The sequence below is a fragment of the Paenibacillus sp. Pae15 genome (assembly GCF_024519685.1).
Taxonomy (GTDB): Bacteria; Bacillota; Bacilli; order Paenibacillales; family NBRC-103111; genus Paenibacillus_G; species Paenibacillus_G naphthalenovorans.
This window is the reverse complement of the sequence record NZ_JALJRM010000007.1, coordinates 126,669-148,498: the sequence shown is the minus strand read 5'-3', so window position 1 is coordinate 148,498 and position 21,830 is coordinate 126,669. Positions and strand designations below refer to the sequence as shown.

General features: G+C 53.6%; 22 protein-coding genes. 4 read left to right on the top strand and 18 right to left on the bottom strand.

Annotation, left to right across the window (positions count from 1 at the left end; translation table 11 throughout):
• Nucleotide 1: 1 nt before the first annotated feature.
• Complete coding sequence (locus tag NR121_RS08375) at nucleotides 2–1,357, bottom strand: MFS transporter (RefSeq protein WP_074728901.1); 1,356 nt, start codon at nucleotides 1,355–1,357, stop codon at nucleotides 2–4.
• 153 nt (nucleotides 1,358–1,510) lie between these two features.
• On the opposite strand from NR121_RS08375, the gene NR121_RS08370 reads away from it, so the two are divergent.
• Entirely contained in the window at nucleotides 1,511–1,678 is a 168-nt protein-coding gene (locus NR121_RS08370; protein ID WP_235594192.1) for a hypothetical protein, read from the top strand.
• A complete protein-coding gene (locus NR121_RS08365; RefSeq protein WP_171006006.1) occupies nucleotides 1,671–1,847 on the top strand; it encodes a hypothetical protein in 177 nt (58 codons plus the stop codon). Before NR121_RS08370 ends, NR121_RS08365 begins: the two co-directional genes overlap by 8 nt.
• A 184-nt stretch (nucleotides 1,848–2,031) precedes the next feature.
• Here NR121_RS08365 and NR121_RS08360 read toward each other — a convergent pair whose 3' ends face one another.
• Both NR121_RS08360 and NR121_RS08355 read right to left on the bottom strand, forming a co-directional pair.
• A complete protein-coding gene (locus NR121_RS08360) occupies nucleotides 2,032–3,027 on the bottom strand; it encodes a hypothetical protein (RefSeq protein WP_054817022.1) in 996 nt (331 codons plus the stop codon).
• A gap of 111 nt (nucleotides 3,028–3,138) precedes the next feature.
• Nucleotides 3,139–3,669, bottom strand: a complete 531-nt coding sequence (locus tag NR121_RS08355; protein ID WP_256831066.1) for a hypothetical protein — start codon at nucleotides 3,667–3,669, stop codon at nucleotides 3,139–3,141.
• 160 nt (nucleotides 3,670–3,829) lie between these two features.
• On the opposite strand from NR121_RS08355, the gene NR121_RS08350 reads away from it, so the two are divergent.
• Nucleotides 3,830–3,979, top strand: coding sequence for a hypothetical protein (locus tag NR121_RS08350; RefSeq protein WP_174351194.1), 150 nt, complete (start codon nucleotides 3,830–3,832; stop codon nucleotides 3,977–3,979).
• Nucleotides 3,980–4,027: 48 nt separating this feature from the next.
• Here the strand turns inward: NR121_RS08350 and NR121_RS08345 are convergent, their stop codons facing one another.
• From NR121_RS08345 to NR121_RS08305, 9 genes are all read right to left on the bottom strand, one after another.
• The gene (locus NR121_RS08345) at nucleotides 4,028–4,570 is read right to left on the bottom strand and encodes a DNA-deoxyinosine glycosylase (RefSeq protein WP_054817021.1); all 543 of its coding nucleotides are present in this window, start codon (nucleotides 4,568–4,570) and stop codon (nucleotides 4,028–4,030) included.
• Nucleotides 4,567–5,484: a DMT family transporter gene (locus NR121_RS08340; protein WP_054817058.1), complete on the bottom strand. Its 918-nt coding sequence runs from the start codon at nucleotides 5,482–5,484 to the stop codon at nucleotides 4,567–4,569. Before NR121_RS08340 ends, NR121_RS08345 begins: the two co-directional genes overlap by 4 nt.
• A 106-nt stretch (nucleotides 5,485–5,590) precedes the next feature.
• Entirely contained in the window at nucleotides 5,591–6,790 is a 1,200-nt protein-coding gene (locus NR121_RS08335) for a class I SAM-dependent methyltransferase (protein WP_062410278.1), read from the bottom strand.
• Nucleotides 6,791–6,814: 24 nt separating this feature from the next.
• Nucleotides 6,815–8,005 carry a PQQ-dependent sugar dehydrogenase gene (locus tag NR121_RS08330; protein ID WP_074728893.1) on the bottom strand — a complete coding sequence of 397 codons (1,191 nt, stop codon included), beginning with the start codon at nucleotides 8,003–8,005 and terminating at the stop codon, nucleotides 6,815–6,817.
• A 97-nt stretch (nucleotides 8,006–8,102) separates the two neighbouring features.
• On the bottom strand, nucleotides 8,103–8,543 hold the full coding sequence (locus NR121_RS08325; protein WP_054817020.1) for a Dps family protein: 441 nt from the start codon (nucleotides 8,541–8,543) through the stop codon (nucleotides 8,103–8,105).
• A gap of 281 nt (nucleotides 8,544–8,824) precedes the next feature.
• A complete protein-coding gene (locus tag NR121_RS08320) occupies nucleotides 8,825–9,508 on the bottom strand; it encodes a serine/threonine protein kinase (RefSeq protein WP_217437425.1) in 684 nt (227 codons plus the stop codon).
• 388 nt (nucleotides 9,509–9,896) lie between these two features.
• Nucleotides 9,897–10,163, bottom strand: coding sequence for a hypothetical protein (locus tag NR121_RS08315; RefSeq protein WP_054817019.1), 267 nt, complete (start codon nucleotides 10,161–10,163; stop codon nucleotides 9,897–9,899).
• A gap of 343 nt (nucleotides 10,164–10,506) precedes the next feature.
• Complete coding sequence (locus tag NR121_RS08310) at nucleotides 10,507–11,493, bottom strand: cation diffusion facilitator family transporter (RefSeq protein ID WP_062410275.1); 987 nt, start codon at nucleotides 11,491–11,493, stop codon at nucleotides 10,507–10,509.
• Between the two features lie 185 nt (nucleotides 11,494–11,678).
• Nucleotides 11,679–12,524 carry a DUF72 domain-containing protein gene (locus NR121_RS08305; RefSeq protein ID WP_062410274.1) on the bottom strand — a complete coding sequence of 282 codons (846 nt, stop codon included), beginning with the start codon at nucleotides 12,522–12,524 and terminating at the stop codon, nucleotides 11,679–11,681.
• Between the two features lie 298 nt (nucleotides 12,525–12,822).
• Between NR121_RS08305 and NR121_RS08300 the strand changes: the two genes are divergently transcribed.
• A complete protein-coding gene (locus tag NR121_RS08300) occupies nucleotides 12,823–14,514 on the top strand; it encodes a glutamine--tRNA ligase/YqeY domain fusion protein (RefSeq protein WP_074728933.1) in 1,692 nt (563 codons plus the stop codon).
• Between the two features lie 51 nt (nucleotides 14,515–14,565).
• On the opposite strand, the gene NR121_RS08295 is transcribed toward NR121_RS08300, so the two are convergent.
• The 6 genes from NR121_RS08295 to NR121_RS08270 form a co-directional block, all read right to left on the bottom strand.
• A complete protein-coding gene (locus tag NR121_RS08295; protein WP_054817018.1) occupies nucleotides 14,566–15,390 on the bottom strand; it encodes a carbohydrate ABC transporter permease in 825 nt (274 codons plus the stop codon).
• Entirely contained in the window at nucleotides 15,387–16,310 is a 924-nt protein-coding gene (locus tag NR121_RS08290) for a carbohydrate ABC transporter permease (RefSeq protein ID WP_062410273.1), read from the bottom strand. The genes NR121_RS08295 and NR121_RS08290 overlap by 4 nt, the downstream gene beginning before the upstream one ends.
• 82 nt (nucleotides 16,311–16,392) lie before the next feature.
• On the bottom strand, nucleotides 16,393–17,715 hold the full coding sequence (locus NR121_RS08285) for an ABC transporter substrate-binding protein (protein ID WP_062410272.1): 1,323 nt from the start codon (nucleotides 17,713–17,715) through the stop codon (nucleotides 16,393–16,395).
• Nucleotides 17,716–17,974: 259 nt separating this feature from the next.
• Nucleotides 17,975–19,351: a response regulator transcription factor gene (locus NR121_RS08280; RefSeq protein WP_062410271.1), complete on the bottom strand. Its 1,377-nt coding sequence runs from the start codon at nucleotides 19,349–19,351 to the stop codon at nucleotides 17,975–17,977.
• Complete coding sequence (locus NR121_RS08275) at nucleotides 19,326–20,825, bottom strand: sensor histidine kinase (RefSeq protein ID WP_062410270.1); 1,500 nt, start codon at nucleotides 20,823–20,825, stop codon at nucleotides 19,326–19,328. Before NR121_RS08275 ends, NR121_RS08280 begins: the two co-directional genes overlap by 26 nt.
• Nucleotides 20,822–21,808 (bottom strand): sugar-binding protein, encoded by a 987-nt coding sequence (locus NR121_RS08270; RefSeq protein WP_054817015.1) that lies wholly within the window; start codon nucleotides 21,806–21,808, stop codon nucleotides 20,822–20,824. The genes NR121_RS08275 and NR121_RS08270 overlap by 4 nt, the downstream gene beginning before the upstream one ends.
• Nucleotides 21,809–21,830 lie beyond the last annotated feature (22 nt).

Sequence of the window (21,830 nt, the reverse complement as noted above, 5' to 3'; positions counted from 1 at the left end):
CTTAGAGTTCGCCGAGCTTTTTGGCAGGCATACCTGCGTTTTCGTGCTTCATAAACAGAAAAAGAGTGGAAGCGAGTGCGACCAGCGCGACAATGAAGCCATAAAGGAACAGCCGGTGTATCCCGGTCATAAATTCGGGAGCATTCGTCAGGAGCGCCCCCATGATCGTTACTCCCGCCGCTGTCCCGATATTACGGGCAAACACCTGCAGCGAGGTGGAAATTCCCTTCTGATGGGAATCGACAAGCTGCTGGGAGCCGATGACGGAAACGGTAACCAGCAAGCCGAAGGCCATCCCCTGCAGCAGCAAGGCGCCATTAACGAACCAGAAGCCCCCCTGATCCGGTAAAAACAGCAAAAGCAGACCCGACAGAACCAAAAGGGCATTCCCGATCACGAGCAGCGGCCGGTAGCCGAATTTCAGTATCCATTTGCCTGCAGGCACCCCCATGAGGCTCCACCCAACGGACATGCCGATGAGCGCCAGCCCGCTCATAAAGACCGAATATCCCTGGTGCTGCAAATAATATGGAATGTAGCTCGAAGCGCCGAATAAAGCTGCACAGGTCAAAAAGGCATTCAGATTCATCCACGCTACCGTCCCGTTTCGCATCAGCTCCATCGGTACGATCGGGGACGGATGCCTTCGCTCATTCCATATGAAAAGCGCCATGAACAGCAGGCCCAGGACGGTATACAGCAGATAGCCTTCCGCAACCACCGTGTTGAGAAGGAGAAGTCCGATCCCCAACCCGAACAAAAGCGATCCTGTATAATTGATTGTGCTTTTGCGGGCCTGGTATACTTCCCGATATGGAATCAGCAGCAATAAAGAGGCCAGACAAATCGGGATGTTGATATAGAAAATCCAGCGCCATGTTAATCGCTCGATAAACAAACTGCCCAGGAGGGGCGCCAATACAGCCGATAATCCCCACATACCTGTAAAAAGCGCCTGGATTTTGCCCCGCGCTTCCACTGAGAACAAATCGCCCGCAATGATAGCCGGAAAGGCAATCATCGCTCCGGCCCCCAGCCCTTGGACGCCGCGGTACAGAACCAACTCCAGCATGGAGGATGCCATTCCGCACAGGATGGAGCCTACCAAAAAGATTAAGATCCCAACGGCCAGTACTTTTTTCCTCCCGAATATATCGGAGATCCGTCCGCTGAGCGGCGTTACGATCGTACAGATAATCATATAGGAAGCGAAGCTCCACGCATACAGCTTTACATTTCCAAGCTCTTCGGCGATTAACGGCATCGTCGTATTCATAATGGTCGTATCTATCGATGAAATCAGCACGGCGAGCACTATGCTGGTCATCACGGCCATGCGGTTCCATTGGAGGCTCATCGGATTTCCCCACCCTTCCGTTCCTTCGATTTTTGCAGTACTTCCAATATATCACAGCTTCCGGGTCCGATCTACCAATGCATGAATGACTCTCTCATCGGAGAGGATAAGAAAAGTTCACATTATCCGAATGCCGATAGAAGGAGCTTGACGATGAAAATCGAAACCAAATCTTATCAAGTCGCCCGTTTGCCGAAAACATCAGAATCGGAGACGGTCAGCATCATTCAGGAGGCCGAGTCCAAGCTTTCCGGGCTGACCGGACAAGCCATTACCCTGATCGCTTATTCCAAGTCGGAAGAGGGAGATTCTCATGCCTGAAAGCCGCAAATCCCGTATAACGCCGGAACACAGACATAACGAACCGACCATTGCGCCGGGCTTAAACACTCACGATCCTTTGGAGGAGAAAGCTTCCCGCGAGGAAATCGAGCATGGGGATTCCACCTCGGTCATTCGGTTGTATCTTGACCGTACGCCCGAGGAGTAATCATTCAATCGAGTAGGAGGGGGCGTGACATAGAGGGTCTTGCCCTCAGCTACGGTAGGCGCTCGCCAGCCCCCGTTCGGGACTCTCACCCTAAAGATGACGCCCATGCTGGGCGTACCAAAAAAAGGACCTGACGGAACAGCGTCAGGTCCTTCTACGTGTCTGATGAAGGCATGTTGACCTTTTAATCGTCGTCGTGGTCATCATCGTCGTCATCGTGCTTGCCGCGGTCTTTGTCATGCCCTTTTCCCTTGTTGTGCTCCTTCTCCTTTCCTTTGCCTTTGAGCTCCGATTTCGGATGTTCGGCCGGAGGGATTATCACGGCACCGGTATCGTCTTTCCATTGAATATCCAGCTTCCATTTGGCGGAAGAGACATCCCGCAGTTTGAACTCCGCTGCTAAACGCTGCTTCAGCGCCTGCACCCAAGCGGCTTTATCCTCGGGCAGCCCCTGCATCAACATTAACAACACGTGCTCTGCCTCCGCGCCTTTCATGCGGATCACCGAGCGATCCTTCATTTTGATCTGCAGTTCCGCTTCTGCTTCTTTGCCCTTCGGCTCGTGCTCCAGCTTGAGCTCCAGCTCCTTGCTTTTCAGTTCAAGCTCCAGCTCTTTCCACGGCCAGGCATAGAGATCCTGCTCCATTGGAACGTGTGTGCTGCCTGCAGAAGGCTGAGCAGCCGGCGGCACGGCAGAGACACCGGAGTTCACATCCGATGAAGGCGCAGACCCCCCGCTACTGTCAGGTTTTGTTTCCGCAGGCGAAGCTGCTTCCACCGAAGGTGCTGCTTGTGCGGACGGAGCCGGACCGGCATCAGCAGGCACGGCAGGAGCCGCTTCTGCATCCGTGCTTTGATCCGCCGCTTTGATATAAGCCGCTTGATTTTTACTGTTAAAGATGATGTCCAGTGTATCGCCCTGCTTCAGTTCCGCCAACGTCGCCTTTTGCGAATTCCGGTATACCCACACATCCGCTGCAAGCGGATACGTTCTCTCCATGTCCTCATAGGCCACAGTGATTCTACGGTTTCCTTCGTCCAGACAAACGAATTGGCCCTTGACCTGCTCCGAAATTTCCGCCGAAACCGGCTGGTCACCGATCCAAGCCGCGCCGCTGATCAAGCTGATGATCAGCAAACCCGCGATCACCATCCATGCGATTTTTTTTCTTGCCCCCATGGTTCCCCCTCCTGCTTCAAAATGGCCTCAATAAAACCCATTACCGCTCGATGTCATTGTTGAAGAGTCACCATAAGGTTCGCATGTTCCGCCAATTTTCAGGCCATCCGTTTACACCCATTCCCAGCGATGCTCGTACTGGAGCAAACGCGGGTGGATTCCTCCGACTCCCTTACCAGATATCAAGAGGCGGAGCTTTCTGATCCAGGCTTCGAATGAATCATAAGAGGCCAGCAAATTCGCCGTGTCGCCAGTAACATATACGAAGAAAGGCCCATCGTATTTATCTTCGAGGAAACGGAAGGCTGTGTCGACCGGAGTGTATTTTTTACGTTTGTTTTCAAACCGCTCGATCACATAATCCAGATCGGTCCCGGCGGCATCAAGCAAGGCCTGGAGCGCATCCACCCTGCGATAGTGCGGCGTGAAGGCGCCTTTGACCATTCTGCGGAGCGTCTCTTCATGAAGAGGGTAAAATACGGTCTTGGCCAGGTTTCGCCGGTCGGCCAGCTCCCAAACCTTCTCCAGATCCCGCTCCGTAAATTCCTCGAAACTATCGTATACCCAAAGACTTCCTCGTTCCTTATTCCGCGGATCAGGCGGCTCGTAACCGAAAGGCACCCGGATGTTATCGCACGCCATTGTCTTCTACCTCCTTACCGAAGTCTCCGGATTAGTATCCCGTGAAGCCTTTTTCCCATGCGGGAAGGAAGGGATACCGGGTCCGAAGTATATTTTCCCAGATTGAGGAGCACGTTAAATCATGAAATCAGCAGCAGGTAAGCGAAAGGAGGACGCTCGCATGTCGGAGAACAAAAAGCATCAAGGCAACTATGAGGGAACGGCATCTACGGAAGCAGAAAATCAAAGCATGGAATTTGTGAACGATACGGTAGAGAACGTCAAAACCACGAAAAATTTGATCGGCGCCACGCAAAAAGAAAAAGAATAAGCGTCGAACACCCGGGTGGGATAGCCGATCCGGGTGTTCGTCCTGCTTTTATCCTTCCGCTCCACTTAACCAAGCCTCCCGAAGCGGCTGCCACGCCTCCAGCTTGGCGCTGAACGTCATTGCCCGGGCCGGACTCGACGACGGCAGCAGCCTGTAGCATCGAAGCGCGGCATCCTTCTCCACAGGCTTCACATAACGCCGATACAACTGCTCCGAAGCGCTCCCGTTAAAGAAAACAAATCGAATATACGGGCAGCGCTGATAAAAACGTTCAAAATCGTTAGCTTCCGGCCGACGGATCGCCGTATCAAGACTGCCTTGGCGCTCGCATGACCGCAACACGTCCCAAAGCGCCACCCGGCGCGATAAAGCGAACCGAATCCGGGCCTCATAAGAAGGCTCCGGGGCGCCACCGTCCAGCAGCGCATAGAGAAGCCTCCAAAAATGATTGCGCGGATGCCCGTAATACTGCCCCACGTCAAGCGACGCCTTCCCCGGCATGGAACCGAGTATCAGGATTCGGCACCGTTCATCGGCCACCGGGGGAAATCCCGTCAAAAGCGGCCCCCGAGGCTGATTAGTCTCCTTCATCTTACATCCGCCCCTCCGCTTGGCCCCGCCATTTTCCTGGATATCTGGCGTTCCACCGCCGAACGAAGAGGCAAATTCAGCAGCACCAGCCCGGCGACAAAAAATCCTCCGCCGCCGATCACATAGATCGTAATCGGATCATGGTAAAACAAATAGGCCCACAAAATCGAAAAGAGCACCCAGCTGTTGCTGACGATGACCGCAATGGGGAAAGAAACCAGCTTGAGCGCGAGTGAGAACCAATAGAAGCCAAGCCCCGTAATGACCCCAAGCAGCACCAGAGCCAGCAGGCCGTAAACGCTGAATTCGCCTGACCAGGAAAAGGTCCAGGGCAGCGGAAGCGCCAGCAGAACCGTGCACACCAGAAAGACAGAGAAATTCATATTCCCTGCATCCATCTCCTTGATCAGCACCTTTTGGCTCAGCACGTGAAACGCCGTACCGAGAGCAGCAAGCCCATACAACAGCGTGGTCACCATCCCGCCTTGGAGCAATTCGGATAACGAGAGGCCGTTCCAGCTGATCAACAGGACGCCGACAATACAAAGCGCCGCGGCGATCCACCCTCTGACCGATACGTGTTCCTTAAACCAGAAAGCCGACAGCACCAGCAAAATGACCGTCTGAATCGGTCCGATCAGAATATTGCCGTAAGAATAACCGATCGATAAGGCGATATTTTCAAATAAATAATTGCAGCATTTCCCTGCCGCCCCGATCCATATCCACTTCATGTTAAATCTCAGCTTCAAGGCGCGGTCCTTCAGGAGCAGCAGACCTCCCAAAAACACAATGCCAAACGCAAACCGGGCAAAGGCAATGGTTGTACTATCCACAAAACCGGTCGTTGATTTAACCAAAATGCCGACAAAGCTCCATGACAGCGTCGCCAGCAGCAGCAATAAATACCCCAAAACCCGGCACCTCGATTTTATGCATTCTTGAATGAATGCTTTGTAGGATTGTCTTATTGTAATACAAGCAGCCGGAAGCGGATGATCCTTTTCTCCGCCCACCCGGCTATGACTTCAGCAAGGCTGCCAGCTCCGGCTTCATCGCACGCTCCAAATAAAGATCCGCCTGAAGAAAGTTACGGAAGGCGATATAGCTCTCCGCCAGCTTGGCCTGCTCCGCAGGCGGCAGCGGCTTCTCGCTGCGGACCGCGCGAATGAGAATATTTTTCGGCGTGTGTTCCATATCGATAAACTCAAGCAGCTGTGTCCGGTAGCCGAGAAGCTCCAGCAGCTTGGCGCGAATCGCATCCGTAGCCAGCGCCGAGAAACGTTCCTTCAAGATTCCGTGCTGAAGCAGCGGCCCCAGCACCTCGCTGCGGACCTGCCGGAACAGCTCATGCTGGCAGCAGGGCACCGACAAAATCACCGAAGCGCCCCAGCGGACCGCCTTCTCCAGCGCCGCATCGGTCGCCGTATCGCAGGCATGCAGCGTCACCACCATATCCACCTGCTGCAGCCCGTCATATTGGGCGATGTCGCCTACCAAAAACCGCAAGCCGTCATAGCTGAGCCGTTGGGCAAGCGCGCTGCAGCTGCTGATGACATCTTCTTTAAGATCCAGGCCAACAACCCGCAGATCGATCCCCTGCATCACCTTCAAGTAATGGTAGAGAGCGAAGGTCAAATACGATTTGCCGCAGCCGAAGTCCACCATATGCAAGGTCCTCCCTTGCGGCAGATGAGGCAGTACGTCAGCAATCATCTCCAAAAAACGATTGATTTGACGGAATTTATCGTATTTCTTCGCCAACACCTTTCCCTCTGCATTCATGATGCCAAGCTCGACAAGAAAGGGAACGGGCTCCCCTTCTTCGATGACATAATTCTTTTTCCTGTTATGGGTGATGGCTGCGACCGCTTGCTTGGTCGGCGGTTTCTTCAGAATGCCGGTCTTGCCTTTTTTGCTGATCAGCACCTGGTAATCCGCCTCCCCGGTCTGCAGAAGCCCTTGGCGGAATTGCTCCGCGAACAGCTCGGCAAACCTTGCTTCCGCTTCTTCCGGGCGCAGGTTGTCATGAAACACCTTCGGACCGCAAAATGAGCTGAACTGGTAGTTCAGCTCACCTTTTAGCTCCACCGGCTTGACCGTCACCTTCGTGCACCCGTTACCGCTCGGGTCGCGGCGGCGCACCTGGCTGAGCGTCGCTTGAATCAGCAAGCGTTCACCCAGCAGTCTTTTGATTAGCTCCAACAGCTCTTCTTGCATGGTTAAGTCACAATCCTCATCCGTTTATTTATTGAAAGCGGGAATGAAGCGAACGATTTTATCATCGTCGTCCTTCGGATTCCCTCGGCCATCGCGGTTATTAGTCAAAATATAGATTGAACCGTCCGGCGCTTCGGTTACTGTGCGAATGCGCCCAAACTCCCCTTTGAGCAAAGCATCCGAGGCATGCACGCCCTTGCCATCCTCCGTCAGAACCACATGCAGCACCTGCGTGCCGCGAAGATTCGCAACAAGCAAATGGCCTTTCCAAGGCCCTTGACTGATAAACGTCATACCTGACGGCGCCCAAGTGACGGTATGGCTGTGCAGTATGGGCTTCATCAGCGGTCCGGGACCTGCCTTGTCCGTATGGTTGTTGTCCGGCTTTGCCTCGGTTTCATCGCCTTGAACCAATGGCCATCCGTAATTGGCACCCGGCTCAATCCGATTGATCTCATCGTGCGCCGATTGTCCGTGCTCCGAGCTGTACAGCTGTCCTGTCTCCGGATGCCACGCCAGACCTTGCGGGTTGCGGTGACCGAAACTGTAAACCGGCGAGCCCGGGAACGGATTGTCCGCCGGAATTGAACCGTCAGGGTGAATACGGAGGATTTTGCCCGCGGGTACACCAATATCCTGCGCCACGGATGGGGAGGCAGCATCTCCGTTCGTCACATAAAGTAATCCGTCCGGCCCAAATTTAATGCGTCCGCCGTCATGAATCCGGTTGCCCGGCATGCCGTCCAGCAGCACCTTGTCGAGAGTCGCTTTACCTCCGCTCTCCTTCAGCCGGACAACCCGGTTGAGCGGTTGATTTCCATTCATGTACGTGTGATAGGCATACATATAATGGTTCTCGTTAAATTTCGGGTCCAGCGCAAGTCCGAGCAGTCCCGCTTCCCCTTGGGTGTACAGCTTGTCGTCAAAGCGGAATACCGGCTCGTCGACGAGCTTTCCCTGATCGATCAGCCGCAGCGAACCTCCGCGCTCCGTAAAAAAGATACGGCCGTCCGGTGCAAATTCAATCTCCCATGGGATATCCAATCCGGTGGCGATAATTTCCTGTTTATACGGAATGGGAGATGATGCCGAATCGTTTGAAGCAGCGGGATTTTCGTTTACCGGCGAAGGAGCGGTTTGGCGGGCGGCATCGCAGCCGCTAAAAGCAAGCACGCATGCTAATCCTAAGAAAATGACCGATGGTCGTCCGAACATATGAGTTCCCCTCCATCCCTTTTGTTTCCATTATACCCAAACGAAGCACAAAAAAGCGAACCCGTCTGACCGAAGAGGTTCGCTTGGCTTGATCTCCTTATTTGCCCAAAAACGATTCCAGCATCCACGTATGCTTTTCCAGCGAGCTGTGAATGGCAAGCAGCATATCGCCTGTCGTTTCATCGTCCGCCGCCTCGGCAATCGCCATTCCTTCCTTCAGCTCCGCGGCCACCGTGTTGAAGTCATTGGCGATAGCGCGGACCATCTGCTCCGCATTCTCGTTCCCCGTTGCCTCGTGTACGGTCGCCAGTTCCAAAATTTCACGCATGGTAGCTACCGGCTGGCCCTTGAGCGCAAGCAGACGCTCGGCCAGATTGTCCACATGCAGCGCAGCTTCGGTATATAATTCCTCAAATTTTACGTGCAGCGTGAAAAACTGAGGGCCTTTGACATACCAATGGTAATTGTGCAGCTTGATATACAGCAAGCTCCAGTTCGCAATCTGTGTGTTTAACACTTCGTTTAAGTTTTTGGACATCGGGGGATCCTCCTTGAAATTTTCAATTTCACAAGCATAAGGTATGCTTACGAACGGTACTACGTATTATCTTGTGCGGAACGCCGCATGTTCATGTAGCAGGCTTTCATATACGGTTGTTACGAACCGTTTGGCCCCGCTTTTTAGAATGACCCGTCTTCCGTCCATTGACGGATGCCGTATCGGCGCCTCATTACCATTTCGCCGACAAGTTTGTTTTTCCTGCCAAAAAAGGAAAATTGTCATTTCACAAGCGGCCAATCCGCCGCGGTTTCGTCCGCCTAATTACGAGCCGGCTTTTTCCACATCCGGTAACCGATCCGGACGGCGTTTAATATGAATTCAGGAATCGGCACCCGGCGAAGCGGCGGAATGTACAACAGATCGTATGCCTTTTTTAGGTCGTTCCACATGGAACAAGGCTCCTTGCGCAAAAAATCCGAGACATCCACCACGATGCCCCGGCCGTCTTTCATCATGACATTCTTGCCGTGGACATCGTGCGGATAGAGCCCCTTCTGTACGGCATACGCCAAAGCGTCGTCGATATCTTCAATCACCTGCCGCGGAATCGGGATGGCGCGCCGGACGCAATCATACAGCGTAACGCCGCTCAACCGGCGAAGCACCAGATAGACATCTCCCACGTGTAAGCATTCGGAGAACGCCGGATGTTTTCCAAGCCGCCTGTACACCTCCGCTTCCTCTTCCAGGCCTTCACGTCCCGGTGCATACACCTTCACCACGCGGTCAGGATATGAGGGGTGCGCAAACACCCCTGCATAATTCCCCGCCCCGACCAGCCGCCACGGCTTCGGGTACCTGTGGACGACAACCGGATTGTGCGGCTGCTCGCTGGTCAGCGTCAGCCCGGGCAAAAGCTCCGATTCGACGAGTTCGATCCACCGCTGCCGTTTCCCGCAAGCTTTTTCCTCTTCCGACGGTTTCGCTAGATGATCCGCCATAACAGAATGTTGGTCTCCCTTTCACTCCGAGTTTGAAGCGAAACACCCTGCGGCATGAGGCTGTTCGGCGAGCTGCTCCTCCGTGACCCACGTGCAGCAGCTGGAAATTCGACCATCCGCAGGAGAATAATCATAAAAGACAACACGCTTCGTCGGAGATTAATATAGACAAGGTGTGCCCGTCAGGACTCCAGCCTATTCCAATTACTGTCATTGTAGCATAGAAGGTGCCGGAAAAGCGATGAAACACACGATACCGCCAAAGCTTGTACAGGCCATCCGCACAACCTGGAAGTAATGGGTACATACGTCCGGATCAGAGATAACCGCAGCTGACCTATGAGCATGAAGTAAAAGAAAAAAGCCGGGCGGTTCCCGGCTTCATCGGCTACTCCTCTATTGGCTTCAAACTGTGCAAAGAGCTTTCATCCTCAGCCAGCATGTCGGCGGCCAGCTGTACCGGCTCTTGATTATGGCTGAGCGACGCCTGCTCGATCGACCGTTGCGCCTTCTCCACGGCTGCCTCGGCCTGTTCAATCATCTGCCCGGACGGATGCGACTCTGCCTGCTTTACGGCATTATGCGCCTTCTTCACCGAGTTTTGTGCTTGCGAAATCGGATTTTGCGACTGCAAGCTGGAATCGTAACGGGACATTCGCGGGTCCTCCTTTCTCCCTCAGTTCCTGCAACCGGGTCTTAAGGAACGGTCGCATCGGGTTGGTGTTAATGTGGGAAGAAACGGTGAAATTTATGCGAATGAAGAAGCCTTTTCCCGAAGTTGGGCAGGGTTCGTCAGGAGAAAGTATGTACTTGAAAAATATACCCTTGGCGGCATGCAGCGAATGCCGGAATGAACGGCTTAAGAAAAGGTCCCGTCGATAAGATCACCCGCTTTCGGAAAAAAGGCCATGGTTGGTCTTGGCGGTGGAGCGATCTCCGGCCTTTCAAAGGTCATGCCTGACCCTAACCAACCACAAAGACGTCGAATTCACGGGCCATCAGTGGCCTCCCCCTTTTTCATACTCGCATCTCTCATGAAGAATTCCTGAAGCCTCTACTTGTATGGTCGTATGATGAATATGGAATCGGGATGCAATGATTTGTATCGCGCTTTGCAGAATGTGCTGGCTGTCCCGGCCGTCCTCGATACGCAGATGGCAGCTTAGTGAATCCAGCCCGGAGGTAATGGTCCATATATGCAGGTCGTGCACATCGATCACGCCGTCTATGGTCTCCAAGGTCTTTTGTACCTCTTTCGAATTCAAACGGGCAGGCGCCCCTTCCATTAGAATGTGAACCGCATGCCGAATGACTCCCCATGCGCTCTTCAAAATCAGCAGCGCGACCAGCACGCTGATGATCGGATCAGCTACATACCAGCCGAACAGCAGCATCACCAACCCCGCGGCCATGGCGCCTACAGAGCCCAAGGCGTCTCCGATCACGTGCAGATACGCGCTGCGCAGATTGACGTTGTTGCGGACGTCGCCTTTACGCATCAAGGCCCAGGCACTCAGCAGGTTGGCGGCCAGGCCCGCGGAGGCGATCAGCATCATCGATCCGCTGGCGATTTCAGGAGGGGCCAAAAATCGGCCATAGGCTTCTTGTATAATAAAAAAGGCAATAACGAACAATGTCACGCCATTGAACAGCGCCGCTAGAATCTCGACCCGGTAAAAGCCATAGGTTTTGCCGGAGGTGGCCGGTCTCGCCGCAAAGCTGATCGCTACCAGACTGAGAAGCAGCGATCCCGCATCGCTCAGCATATGGCCGGCGTCGGAGAGCAGCGCCAGACTTCCCGTCACAAGCCCTCCGAAAAACTCGAGAAGCATGATGCTCGTGGTAATGATCAAGGCGAGGATGAGCCCTTTCTTATTGCCATCGCGGGCATGATCATGACGATGGTGATGGTGATGATGGCCGTGGTGGTCATGGTGATCGTGTTGGTGATGGTGTCCGTGATGATGACTGCTTGATTGAGACAAGATGCATTCCCCCTGACTGCGCAAATCAGCAAGTTCTATTATTATATGCCATAACATGGGTTTGTTTTACTTATATATGAACAATTATTCATATGTTCATTATGAATCTGCTTCCCTGATTTGTCAATCGTAACATTTCGCGCCCGGCATCCAGCGACAACGGGGTGAGTCAGGCGCGAAATGATTCAGAACAAGTCCAATTGCTGAGGCGCAAACGGTTTCGTCGGCTGATCCAGCAGTCTCATCAATTGGGCTGCATTGTGTGCCGCGTCTCCTCCCGAGTTGTTGTTGAAGATGACGCACACCTCGGCCGTCTGCTGCTGCAGCCGCTCCAAATGGCCTTTCCACTCCAGCAGCTCCGCCTCATTGTACCGGTATAAGTAGCGCACCTCCCGCCAATTGGGGCTGCCTCCCTGGTTCCAGCCTTCTGCGTTGCGGCCATGCATACGGACGATGGTGAGATTCGGATCAGTAGGATGCAACACGGTCGGAACAGATCCGACCCCCGCCTGCGGTTCGTCACAAATGCTGTGAATCCAGCCCTCCCGCTCCATAAAGGACAAGGTTTTCTCCTTCATATCGTCGTAAAACCAGCTTTGATGACGGAATTCCAAAGCAACGGGCAGGTCATCCATCCGCTTTCTTGTTTCCCGGAGCTGCTCCACGTTCATCCTCGTGCAGTCGAACCATGGCGGATACTGGAACAGCACCGCTTTCAGCTTGCCCGACTCTTGCACGGGACGGATCGAGCTGCAGAACGCTTCGAACATCGTCTTCGAGTCGGAGAATCGGCTCGGACCGCGAAGATGGCCGGTCATGCCTTGATAGGCCTTGATAACAAACGAAAAATCGGACGGGGTATCGTTTACCCACCGTTCGTAGGTGCTTTCCGACTGTATGGCATAAAAGGAGCTGTCCACCTCCACCACGGAAAAATAACGGCTGTATACCTTCAATTTATCCCTTGCCCCGACACTCCGTTCGTAAAGCTCATCATGATCCCCCCAGCCGGCAAGTCCGATTCGAATCATTCGCTCACCTCCAAACCCGTTATCGTTATTGTATCTTGTCCTTGTCCGGGTCACAAGCTTGCGAAGCCGGTCCATGAGCCAAGCAGACGAGTCCATTTCCATACAGGTACGCCATTTTGACGGCTGCTTTACCGCAAAAGACGCGTGTGCAAGAAAGGCCGGGAGGCCTGAAGTCATTGTACAAATTCGCCGCCCTATATGTCTGCCGACCCTAAATTCATAGATTCGTGCTTAAAAACCATTATAATTGCGGTTCATTTTGTGTATTATAGATGTTAATAGATTTTTGCAGTTATTCATGTTAGAAAGGTTGATATCTGTGGAAACAACAAAACCTGTATCTGCTTCATCCTCCAATTATATTAAAACGATTATGGCCGAAGACTTAAAGGCGGGGAGAGTAAAAGAAATCGTGACCCGGTTTCCTCCGGAGCCCAACGGCTATCTGCATATCGGACACGCCAAATCGATCTGCTTGAATTTCGAGCTGGCGGACGAATTCGGCGGCAGGACGCATCTGCGCTTTGACGATACGAATCCGCTGAAGGAAGATACGGAGTATGTCGAATCGATCAAAGAAGATGTAAAGTGGCTCGGCTTTGACTGGGAGAAGTTGTTTTTCGCCTCCGATTTTTTCGAAGAAATGTACAATCGCGCCGTCCTGCTGATCCGTAAGGGCAAGGCGTATGTATGCGACCTGACGGCCGAGCAAATCCGCGAAACCCGCGGCACGCTCACCGAGCCCGGCAAAGAAAGCCCGTACCGGAACCGCAGCGTGGAGGAAAATCTCGACCTGTTCGAGCGGATGCGCAAGGGCGAATTCCAGAACGGCGAGAAGGTGCTCCGCGCCAAAATCGACATGGCCTCGCCGAATATCAACATGAGGGACCCGGTGCTGTACCGGATTTCGCACGCTCATCATCACAACACCGGTGACAAATGGTGCATTTATCCGATGTACGATTATGCCCATCCGCTGGAGGATGCGATCGAGGGCGTCACTCATTCCATCTGCACAATGGAGTTTGCCGACCATCGCCCCTTGTATGATTGGGTCGTCCGTGAATGTGAAATGGAATGTGTGCCTCAACAATATGAATTCGGCCGGTTGAATCTGACCAATACCGTCATGAGCAAAAGAAAGCTCAAGCAGCTTGTGGACGAGAAGCTCGTGGACGGCTGGGACGACCCCCGGATGCCGACGATTTCCGGCCTGCGCCGCAAAGGTTATACACCGGAGGCGATTCGTGAGTTATGCCGCGAAGTCGGCGTGGTCAAGACGAACAACAGCGTGGTGGACGATAAACTGCTGGAGCATTTTATCCGTGAGGACCTGAAGCTGAAGGCTCCGCGCACGATGGCCGTGCTGCAGCCGTTAAAAGTCGTCATCACCAACTATCCGGAAGGTCAAGTGGAGATGCTGGATGCAGAGATCAACCCGGAGAACGAAGCGATGGGGACGCGCCAGATCCCGTTCTCCCGTGAGATTTACATCGAGCGGGACGACTTCATGGAGGAGCCGCCGAAGGGGTATCACCGTCTGTTCCCCGGCAATGAAGTACGCCTGAAGCACGCTTACTTCATCAAGTGCGAAGAAGTGATCAAGGATGCCGACGGCAACGTGGTTGAGCTGCGCTGTACCTACGATCCCGAGACCAAAAGCGGCAGCGGGTTTACCGGCCGCAAGGTGAAGGGGACGATCCACTGGGTTGAGGCTACAAGCGCTAAGCCGGCGGAATTCCGTTTGTATGAGCCGCTTATTCTCGACGACAACATGGAAGAGAGCGAATCATTCCTTGACAAGGTGAACCCGAATTCATTGGAGATCCTCCACGGTTATGTGGAGGACAACATGAAAAACGCGAAGCCTTATGATAAGTTCCAGATGTTCCGCCACGGCTACTTCAATGTAGACCCGAAACATACGACAACCGATAAGCTGGTATTCAACCGAATCGTATCGCTGAAAAGCTCGTTTCAGGTGAAATAAGCAAAATGCCCGCAGAGCATAGGCAGCAAGTGCTCTGCGGGCATTTCTCTTTTAGCCTTTGATCGATCCCGCGAGTAAGCCGCGGATGAAATATTTGCCAAGAAACACGTAAACCAGCAGGGTCGGCAGAGCGGCCAAAAGTGCGCCGGCCATTTGGACGTTCCACTGCACCACCTGACTGCCGGACAGATTCTGCAGAGCGACCATGATCGGCTGCTGCTTTTGGGTCGTAAGCGAAACTGCAAACAGAAACTCATTCCAGATGTTGGTGAACTGCCAAATGCCAACGACCACAAATCCTGTAATGGAAAGCGGAAATATGATGTAGCGGAAAATACCGAAAAATCCGTTGCCGTCGATTTTAGCCGCTTCAAGGAGCTCGGTCGGAATGCCCGCGTAGAAGTTCCTCAGGATGAGTGTACAAATCGGCAGTCCGTATACGACATGCACCAAAACCAGACCGGGAATCGAGTTGTACAGGCCGATCGTCTGCAGAAATTGAATGAGCGGAATCAGAATACTCTGATACGGGATGAACATCCCGAACAGCATCAGTGTAAACAATGTGTCGCTGCCGCGGAACTTCCATTTGCTCAACACATAGCCGTTCAGCGCTCCGAGCAGTGCAGAGAGCACCGTGGCAGGCACGGCGAGCAGCAGGCTGTTCCACAGATTCGGCGCCAGCTTGCTGAATGCTTCGCGATATCCCTCAAAGTAAACCCCGGAAGGAAGCTTCCACATCTGGTCGAGCGTAATCTCGTCCATTCCTTTGATGCTGGTGGTGACCATCACATACACCGGAAGCAGATAAAAGAGCGCCAGCAGAACGAGCAGCATATACAGCCCCCAGCGTCTCGCGTTCAGAGCGGTCGTCATGCCGACTCCTCCTTTCGCATACTGGCCATCAGGTAAGGTACAATGAGCAGCGACACCAGCACAAGCATAATCATCGATATGGCTGCGCCCTGGGCGTAATGATTGCCCCGGAACGTCGTCTCAAACATATATACGCCAGGCACATCCGTAACGAACATCGCGCCCGGTCCGGTCATCGCATAGACGAGATCGAAGATTTTGAGCGAAATATGCCCTAGAATAATGATGACGCTTACCGTAATCGGCTTCAATTGAGGCAGAATGATCTGAAACCAGATTTCCCGTTCCTTTGCCCCGTCTACCCGAGCCGCCTCCCTTAAGTCGTCCGGGATTGCGCGCAGCCCCGCCAAATACATCGCCATCGTGAATCCGGACATCTGCCAGACCGTAGCAATGGCGACGGCAATAAGCGCAAGCGGCAGGCCGAATTCGATTTGTCCAATGGAAATCGCTGGTACGATCCTGGTGCTGATATACCAATCCGGCACATTCGTTACGCCCAACGACTGCAAAATCAGGTTCAAGCCCGTGGACGGGTTGAGCAGCCACTGCCAGACAACGCCGGTAACAACAAACGACAGCGCCATTGGGAAAATGAAAATGTTTCGGAACAGCACCTCCGCTTTAATTTTCTGATCGATCAGGAGAGCCAGCAAAAGTCCGATGCCCATCGTTGCTGTAATAAACAAGATCGTAAACGCCAGCGTATTGCGCAAATCTGACTGAAACCGGAAATCCTGAAACAAAAATGAATAGTTTTTCAGACCCGCGAAGCTCAGGTTCTTCACCAGTGTATTCCAATCGGTAAACGAAACGTAGCCGGTCCATGCGATAAAACCATATACAAACACAGCAATGGCTATAGCTGAGGGCAGGATCATGAGCACAGGGATCCACCGCTCCGAGGCTGATGTATTCATTTGTCATTCACCTCCCCAAACCAGACCCGGAACAGCCGGACAACGGTCTTGCCGCCGCCCGCGCCACCGGGTAAATTCCGTGTTACTTTTTGATACCGCTTGCGGCTGCAGCCTGCTGAAGCGACTTCGTAAATTGATCGACATCGCCCCTCGTAACAAAAATCGTCATGGCCTGATTAGCCTGTGTCACGAAGCCCTCAGGAGCGGCGGACCCGTGAGCCATGCTCGGCGCCAGCTTGCTTGTCTTGAAATCTTCAATCGTTTGTTGCCCGTACACGTCGTATTTGGTGACATCCGCATCGATCCGCCCCGGAATGGACCCTTTGAGCGGATTGAACACATCCTGCCCTTCGACAGACCCTAGTACCTTCAGGAACGATTTGATCGATTCCGGATCCTTCACACCCTTCGGCAGCCCGAACGTATCCGTGATGACCATAAAGCTTCCCTCCGAATCCGGTGTGGGCGCCCACCCGAAATCCTCATTCGGTTTCAGCTTGAGATCCGTAGTGAAGTACCCCTTCACCCAGTCGCCCATGACGTTCATGGCCGCCTCGCCCTTCGCTACGAGCTGGGCTGCATCCTGCCAGTTGCGCGCCGCATGGTCTTTATTGACGTAACCGATCATTTTTTTGAAGGTTTCCGCGGCTTTCTTGACCGATGCATCCTCAAAGCTCAGTTCACCGGTCCACAGTTTCTTGTAGCCGTCGGGACCGAGGGAGCCGAGAAGCACCGTCTCAAAAAGATGCGATGCCGTCCACGGCTCCTTATCTCCAAGCGCCAGCGGGGTGACCCCTTTGGCTTGGAGCGTATCCGCGACCCGGAAGAACTCCTCGAACGTTGTCGGAGCCTTCAGGCCATGCTGATCGAGCACCTTTTTGTTATAAAAGAGCACGTTGCCCCGGTGAATATTCACAGGAACGGAGTAAATTTGGCCGTCTTTGCTGACCAGCTCGATCAGTTCCTTCGGAAACTTATCCTTCCAGCCTTCCTGATCAAACAGATCGTTCAGCGGCTCCATTTTGCCTGCGGCGACCCATCCGGCATTCAGCTCCGCGCCTCCATGAACCTGGAACGTACCCGGGGGATCTCCGCCCTGCATCCGGCTTGCCAAAACGGCTTTGGCATTCGTACCCGCTCCGCCGGAGACGGCGGCATTGATGACTTCAATGTCCGGGTTTTTCTCCTTATACAGCTGAATAAGCCCCTTCAGTCCGGCTTCCTCGCCCGCTCCGGTCCACCAGCTGAAAATCTCCACCTGCTTCTTTGCATCGGTTTTGGCAGGTTCGGACGGCTTCGGCGGCGTCTCCTGTCCCTGCGGATTCGGCGTTCCGGAGCTGCAGGCCGCAAGCAGCAGGCCACCGGCTGTCAAGACGGAAAGAACCTTTACCGTATTTCTTTTCATTTGTAATCTCCCCTTTGATCTGAGTTAAAACCGTATAGCGCTCTATATGAAGTTTCACGATAGTATGCGCTTACATCATATCAAGGAGACCCCGCTTACACACCGGTTAAAGCCAGCATTTCTTTGGCATGAATCTGGATTGTTTTAATTCCGGATGAAAACGCTAACTATCAATTTTCATTTTCTAGTATTTTTTTGGCACTACAGCAAAAAAATCCATTTCCCTATAGAAAATGGACTTTATCCCGCTTTGATTTGGTCAAGCTTGATCAGCGCCGGCCGACAGCTCTTTTTGCTGCCGATACTGCGACGGGGAAACCCCTGTCGCTCTCTTGAAGGCGCGGCTAAAATAGTTCGGGTCATGATAGCCGACCTGATAACAGATTTCCTTTAAACTGTACTGTTCATCCGCGAGCAGTTCCTTGGCCTTGCCGATCCGCAAACGGGTAATATGGTCAATAAACGTCTCTCCCGTCTGCAGCTTGAACAGCTTGCTGAGGTAAAATGGATTCAAACCCGCATGATCGGCTGCCTGCTCCAACGAAATGTCCTCCCGGTAATGCTTCCTTATATAATCAAGCACCCGGTCCAATACCGATCCGGCCCGCCTTCCCCTCTCCTCCTGAAGCTGGTCCAGCTGCCGGTTCATGTCGTCCCCTCGCGGAAAAACGGTGACTTCCAACCCCTTGGCCGCTCCGGCCGCCTCTTCGGGCAACCGGTCGAACGGCTGCAGCCGCTCGGATCCTTCCGCAGCTGCCGCATACAGCGCTTCCCTAAACGAGACGCGCAAACCTTCGATACCCGGTTTTACGGTTCCCAGACCGAGCCTGGCGCCGATCATTAGCTGCCCGGTAATAAAGCTGCTCAGCTCCTTGCCCCACTGCAGGGATTCGGTACGGAAGGTGAAGAACGGCTTGCTCTCATCCCCGTTCACAAGAAACAAGGCGATCCATCTGCCCACTACAGGACCGGCGACAGCATGCGGCACCGTCGCTTTGGCCCGGCTCCGCACCGCTTCATACAGCTGCTCGCTGCTCATACCCTCTGGAGTATCGATCGTCCCATCTTCCTTTACCGGCAGCGAAATCACGCAGGCGCATCCGCATACCACGCGCAAATCCAGCAGCCCAAACAGAGGTTCCAGATGGTGGTCATACAAGGGATCGAGCATCAAGGACAGCGCAATTTCCTTCTCTGCAAGCGGCATGAACTCCATCGCCCGTTCGCTCAGGCGCAGCTCTTCCTCCCGCTTTTTGTGTTCTGCTGCGATTTCTTCCGTCAGCTTCCCCAAAATATCTGCGATCTGATCCCGCCTCATCGGTTTGAGGAGGTACTCCTTTACACCAAGTGAGATCGCCTCTTTCGCATAAGCGAAATTATCGTACGCCGTCACGAGCACGAACTTTGCCTGCGGATGCCGCGATTTGATCTCCCTGATCGCCTCCAGACCTTGAATGCCCGGCATCTTAATATCCATAAATACAATATCAGGCCTGATTTCATCCGCCCGTTGAATGGCTGTCCGTCCGTTCTCCGCATGCGCGATATCGAATATGTCCGGCATAAAGCGCTTTACAATCAGCTCCAGCCCCTCGCGTTCCAACGCTTCATCATCGGCGATCAGCAATCTGTACATCCGGCTTAACCTCCTCCGTAAGCATAGGCAGCCTTAACTCCACCACCGTGCCCTGTCCCTGTCTTGTATTCCCCAGAATGCTTACCAAATCATCTCGGCCATAAAAAAGGCGGATCCGCTTAAACACATTATGCGTTCCAAGGCCCGTCGATGCCTTCTTCTCAGTCGGCGGTTCCCCCGACATGCTCCCCGCGGTTTTTACCGGCTGCTCGTCCTGCCGCATCAGCGCGATCCGGGTCTCCTCCGGCATGCCGACCCCGTTATCCTCCACCCGTACGATCACTTGGCGTTGATACGGTATTGTCCAAATGCGAAGGGCAATCTCCGCACCTTCCTCCATATTCTCAATCCCGTGCACGAACGCATTCTCAATGAGCGGCTGCAGCGTTAGACATGGAATCAGCTGGCCCAGCGCGGCCTCCTCAATCTCCGTTACAAAGCGTACTCTATCGCGAAACCTTGAACCTTGGATGGTAAAATACTCCTTTGCATGCTCTACCTCATCCCGGAGGGTTACCGGCTGGTCGAGCTTGCGCAAATTGTAGCGGAGCAAATGGGATACGGACACAATTAAATCGCTGGTCCGGTCCGCTCCCTCAATCAACGCCAGCTTGGACAAACTGTTCAGCGTATTAAACAAAAAATGCGGATTGATCTGGCTCTGCAGCGCCTTGATCTCCAATTCCTTGACAAGCCGGTCCATCTCCAGCCGCTCCTTATCCCGGGCGATCAGCTCCTTGAGATTGTACAGCATGTGCCGAAACGTCCCGGTCAGAATGCCGATCTCATCGTCGGTTTGCGATGCCGGCGGCTCCACATTGAGGTTTCCCCTCGAGATCTGCTTGGCCGTCTGCACCAGCCGGCCGATCGGCTCCGTAATGCTTTGCGACAGCCAGATGGCAAACAAGATACTCAAGAGGGTTCCCACGAGAAAGATCGCAAATCCCAGGCTGTTGATATGATTCGTAAGTTTAAGAATACTCTGGTAATAGGGCTGGTAATGGGTAAGCTCCAAGTCAACCAGATGCTGCCCTTCCTGCTGGATAAAGCCGGCCGTTTTCTCCGCCTGCTCATAAAGAGAAACATAGGAGGACAGCGTCCCTCCTTCCAAAGATTGCACAACCGATGTTTCCTGATGAATGAAGGTTTCCAGCAAATTGGTGTAATTGGTGAGCCCCAACGGATTCAGCTCGTTTCGGCTTGCCGTCAGAAGCGCTTGCAACTGCTGCAGGCGCTCTCTCCGATCGGCCACGATATCCCGGTTGCCCGTGCTCGGCTCAATCAAGTAAGAGCTCAGGGCGCTTAAATTTTCTTCCGTTCCTTGTGCGACCTGCTTATATAATAAAATCCGTTCCATCATGAGATTGTAGCTTTCCTGAACCGTTTTGCCGCTTTGGAAGATGAAAAAAGACACCGAGTTAATCAGCACAACAATCAGCGGGATAAAGACGAACAGCTTTCGGCGGATACTCATTGCGAATCCTCCCCGCCCAAATCCTCCCGAGTCAAGAGTCCCGTTTCGGTATAATGCTCCCGCGGCAACGCAGCCCCCTGCTTATGCTCAAGCATCAGCTTCACGGCGTCGTACCCCATCCGATACGGCTTCTGTACGACCGTCGCTTGAATATCACCGCGCCTGATCGCCTGCTGCGTTTCTTCCAAATCGTCAAAACCGAAAATGAGCAGTCCTTCCCGGCCGCTCTTCTTTTTGGCCTGTAGAATACCGATCGCATCCAGCGCGCTCGTTCCGGCCATGATCGTTAAATTCGGATAGCTTCTCATCAGATCCTCCGCCTGTTGTGCCGCCTGAATCCGCGAGATATTGGATGCGCGGACTTCCACCACCTTGAGCTCCGGGTAAGCTTCGATGACGGAAAGAAATCCCTCCAGCCTCAAGCGCTGATTGGCCGCTTCTTGACTGCCGATGATGACGCCGATCTCTCCCCGCGTTCCTGCCGTCTTGACTACCGCTTCACCCAGCAAACGTCCGGATAGATAGTTATCCGTCCCGACATATGTAAGCCTGGCGCTTTCCGGCGCATCCGTATCCACCGTCACCACCGGGATGCCGTGAGCTACCGCCCGATTAATCAAGCCGATATAATCGCTGTCGGCCATGCCCTGCGCGAGGATGCCGTCGGCCTTGGCTGCGATCACCTTCTCGAGCAGATTTTTCTGTTCCTGCGGGTTGTTGCGATAAGGCCCGATATATTCGATATCCGCCCCCAGCTTCGATGCCGCATCCCGGGCGCCCCGCTCCACCGTCCGCCAATACGGATTGTCCAGCTCTTGTGAAATAAGCACCAGATGCGGACCCGACCGTTCAGCCGACGCCCCGCTCTCCATTTGTCCGACAACGGATTGAATGGCCAAGCTGGTCTGAATGAACTGCCAGAGCAGCAATAAAAATACGATAAACAGCGCGTACACGCCGATCGCCCATTTGTTACGCGACATGGTTCAGCACCTATCCTTTGCT

Coding starts and splice junctions, on each gene's coding strand:
- NR121_RS08355 (WP_256831066.1), bottom strand. CDS start 3,669: ATGGCGTGCGATAACATCCGGGTGCCTTTCGGTTACGAGCCGCCTGAT.
- NR121_RS08320 (WP_217437425.1), bottom strand. CDS start 9,508: ATGGCGGATCATCTAGCGAAACCGTCGGAAGAGGAAAAAGCTTGCGGG.
- NR121_RS08305 (WP_062410274.1), bottom strand. CDS start 12,524: ATGATTCGAATCGGACTTGCCGGCTGGGGGGATCATGATGAGCTTTAC.
- NR121_RS08315 (WP_054817019.1), bottom strand. CDS start 10,163: ATGTCCCGTTACGATTCCAGCTTGCAGTCGCAAAATCCGATTTCGCAA.
- NR121_RS08290 (WP_062410273.1), bottom strand. CDS start 16,310: ATGAATACATCAGCCTCGGAGCGGTGGATCCCTGTGCTCATGATCCTG.
- NR121_RS08295 (WP_054817018.1), bottom strand. CDS start 15,390: ATGACGACCGCTCTGAACGCGAGACGCTGGGGGCTGTATATGCTGCTC.
- NR121_RS08300 (WP_074728933.1), top strand. CDS start 12,823: ATGTTAGAAAGGTTGATATCTGTGGAAACAACAAAACCTGTATCTGCT.
- NR121_RS08365 (WP_171006006.1), top strand. CDS start 1,671: ATGCCTGAAAGCCGCAAATCCCGTATAACGCCGGAACACAGACATAAC.
- NR121_RS08350 (WP_174351194.1), top strand. CDS start 3,830: ATGTCGGAGAACAAAAAGCATCAAGGCAACTATGAGGGAACGGCATCT.
- NR121_RS08325 (WP_054817020.1), bottom strand. CDS start 8,543: ATGTCCAAAAACTTAAACGAAGTGTTAAACACACAGATTGCGAACTGG.
- NR121_RS08330 (WP_074728893.1), bottom strand. CDS start 8,005: ATGTTCGGACGACCATCGGTCATTTTCTTAGGATTAGCATGCGTGCTT.
- NR121_RS08360 (WP_054817022.1), bottom strand. CDS start 3,027: ATGGGGGCAAGAAAAAAAATCGCATGGATGGTGATCGCGGGTTTGCTG.
- NR121_RS08275 (WP_062410270.1), bottom strand. CDS start 20,825: ATGAGTATCCGCCGAAAGCTGTTCGTCTTTATCCCGCTGATTGTTGTG.
- NR121_RS08375 (WP_074728901.1), bottom strand. CDS start 1,357: ATGAGCCTCCAATGGAACCGCATGGCCGTGATGACCAGCATAGTGCTC.
- NR121_RS08285 (WP_062410272.1), bottom strand. CDS start 17,715: ATGAAAAGAAATACGGTAAAGGTTCTTTCCGTCTTGACAGCCGGTGGC.
- NR121_RS08280 (WP_062410271.1), bottom strand. CDS start 19,351: ATGTACAGATTGCTGATCGCCGATGATGAAGCGTTGGAACGCGAGGGG.
- NR121_RS08370 (WP_235594192.1), top strand. CDS start 1,511: ATGAAAATCGAAACCAAATCTTATCAAGTCGCCCGTTTGCCGAAAACA.
- NR121_RS08335 (WP_062410278.1), bottom strand. CDS start 6,790: ATGCAAGAAGAGCTGTTGGAGCTAATCAAAAGACTGCTGGGTGAACGC.
- NR121_RS08345 (WP_054817021.1), bottom strand. CDS start 4,570: ATGAAGGAGACTAATCAGCCTCGGGGGCCGCTTTTGACGGGATTTCCC.
- NR121_RS08270 (WP_054817015.1), bottom strand. CDS start 21,808: ATGTCGCGTAACAAATGGGCGATCGGCGTGTACGCGCTGTTTATCGTA.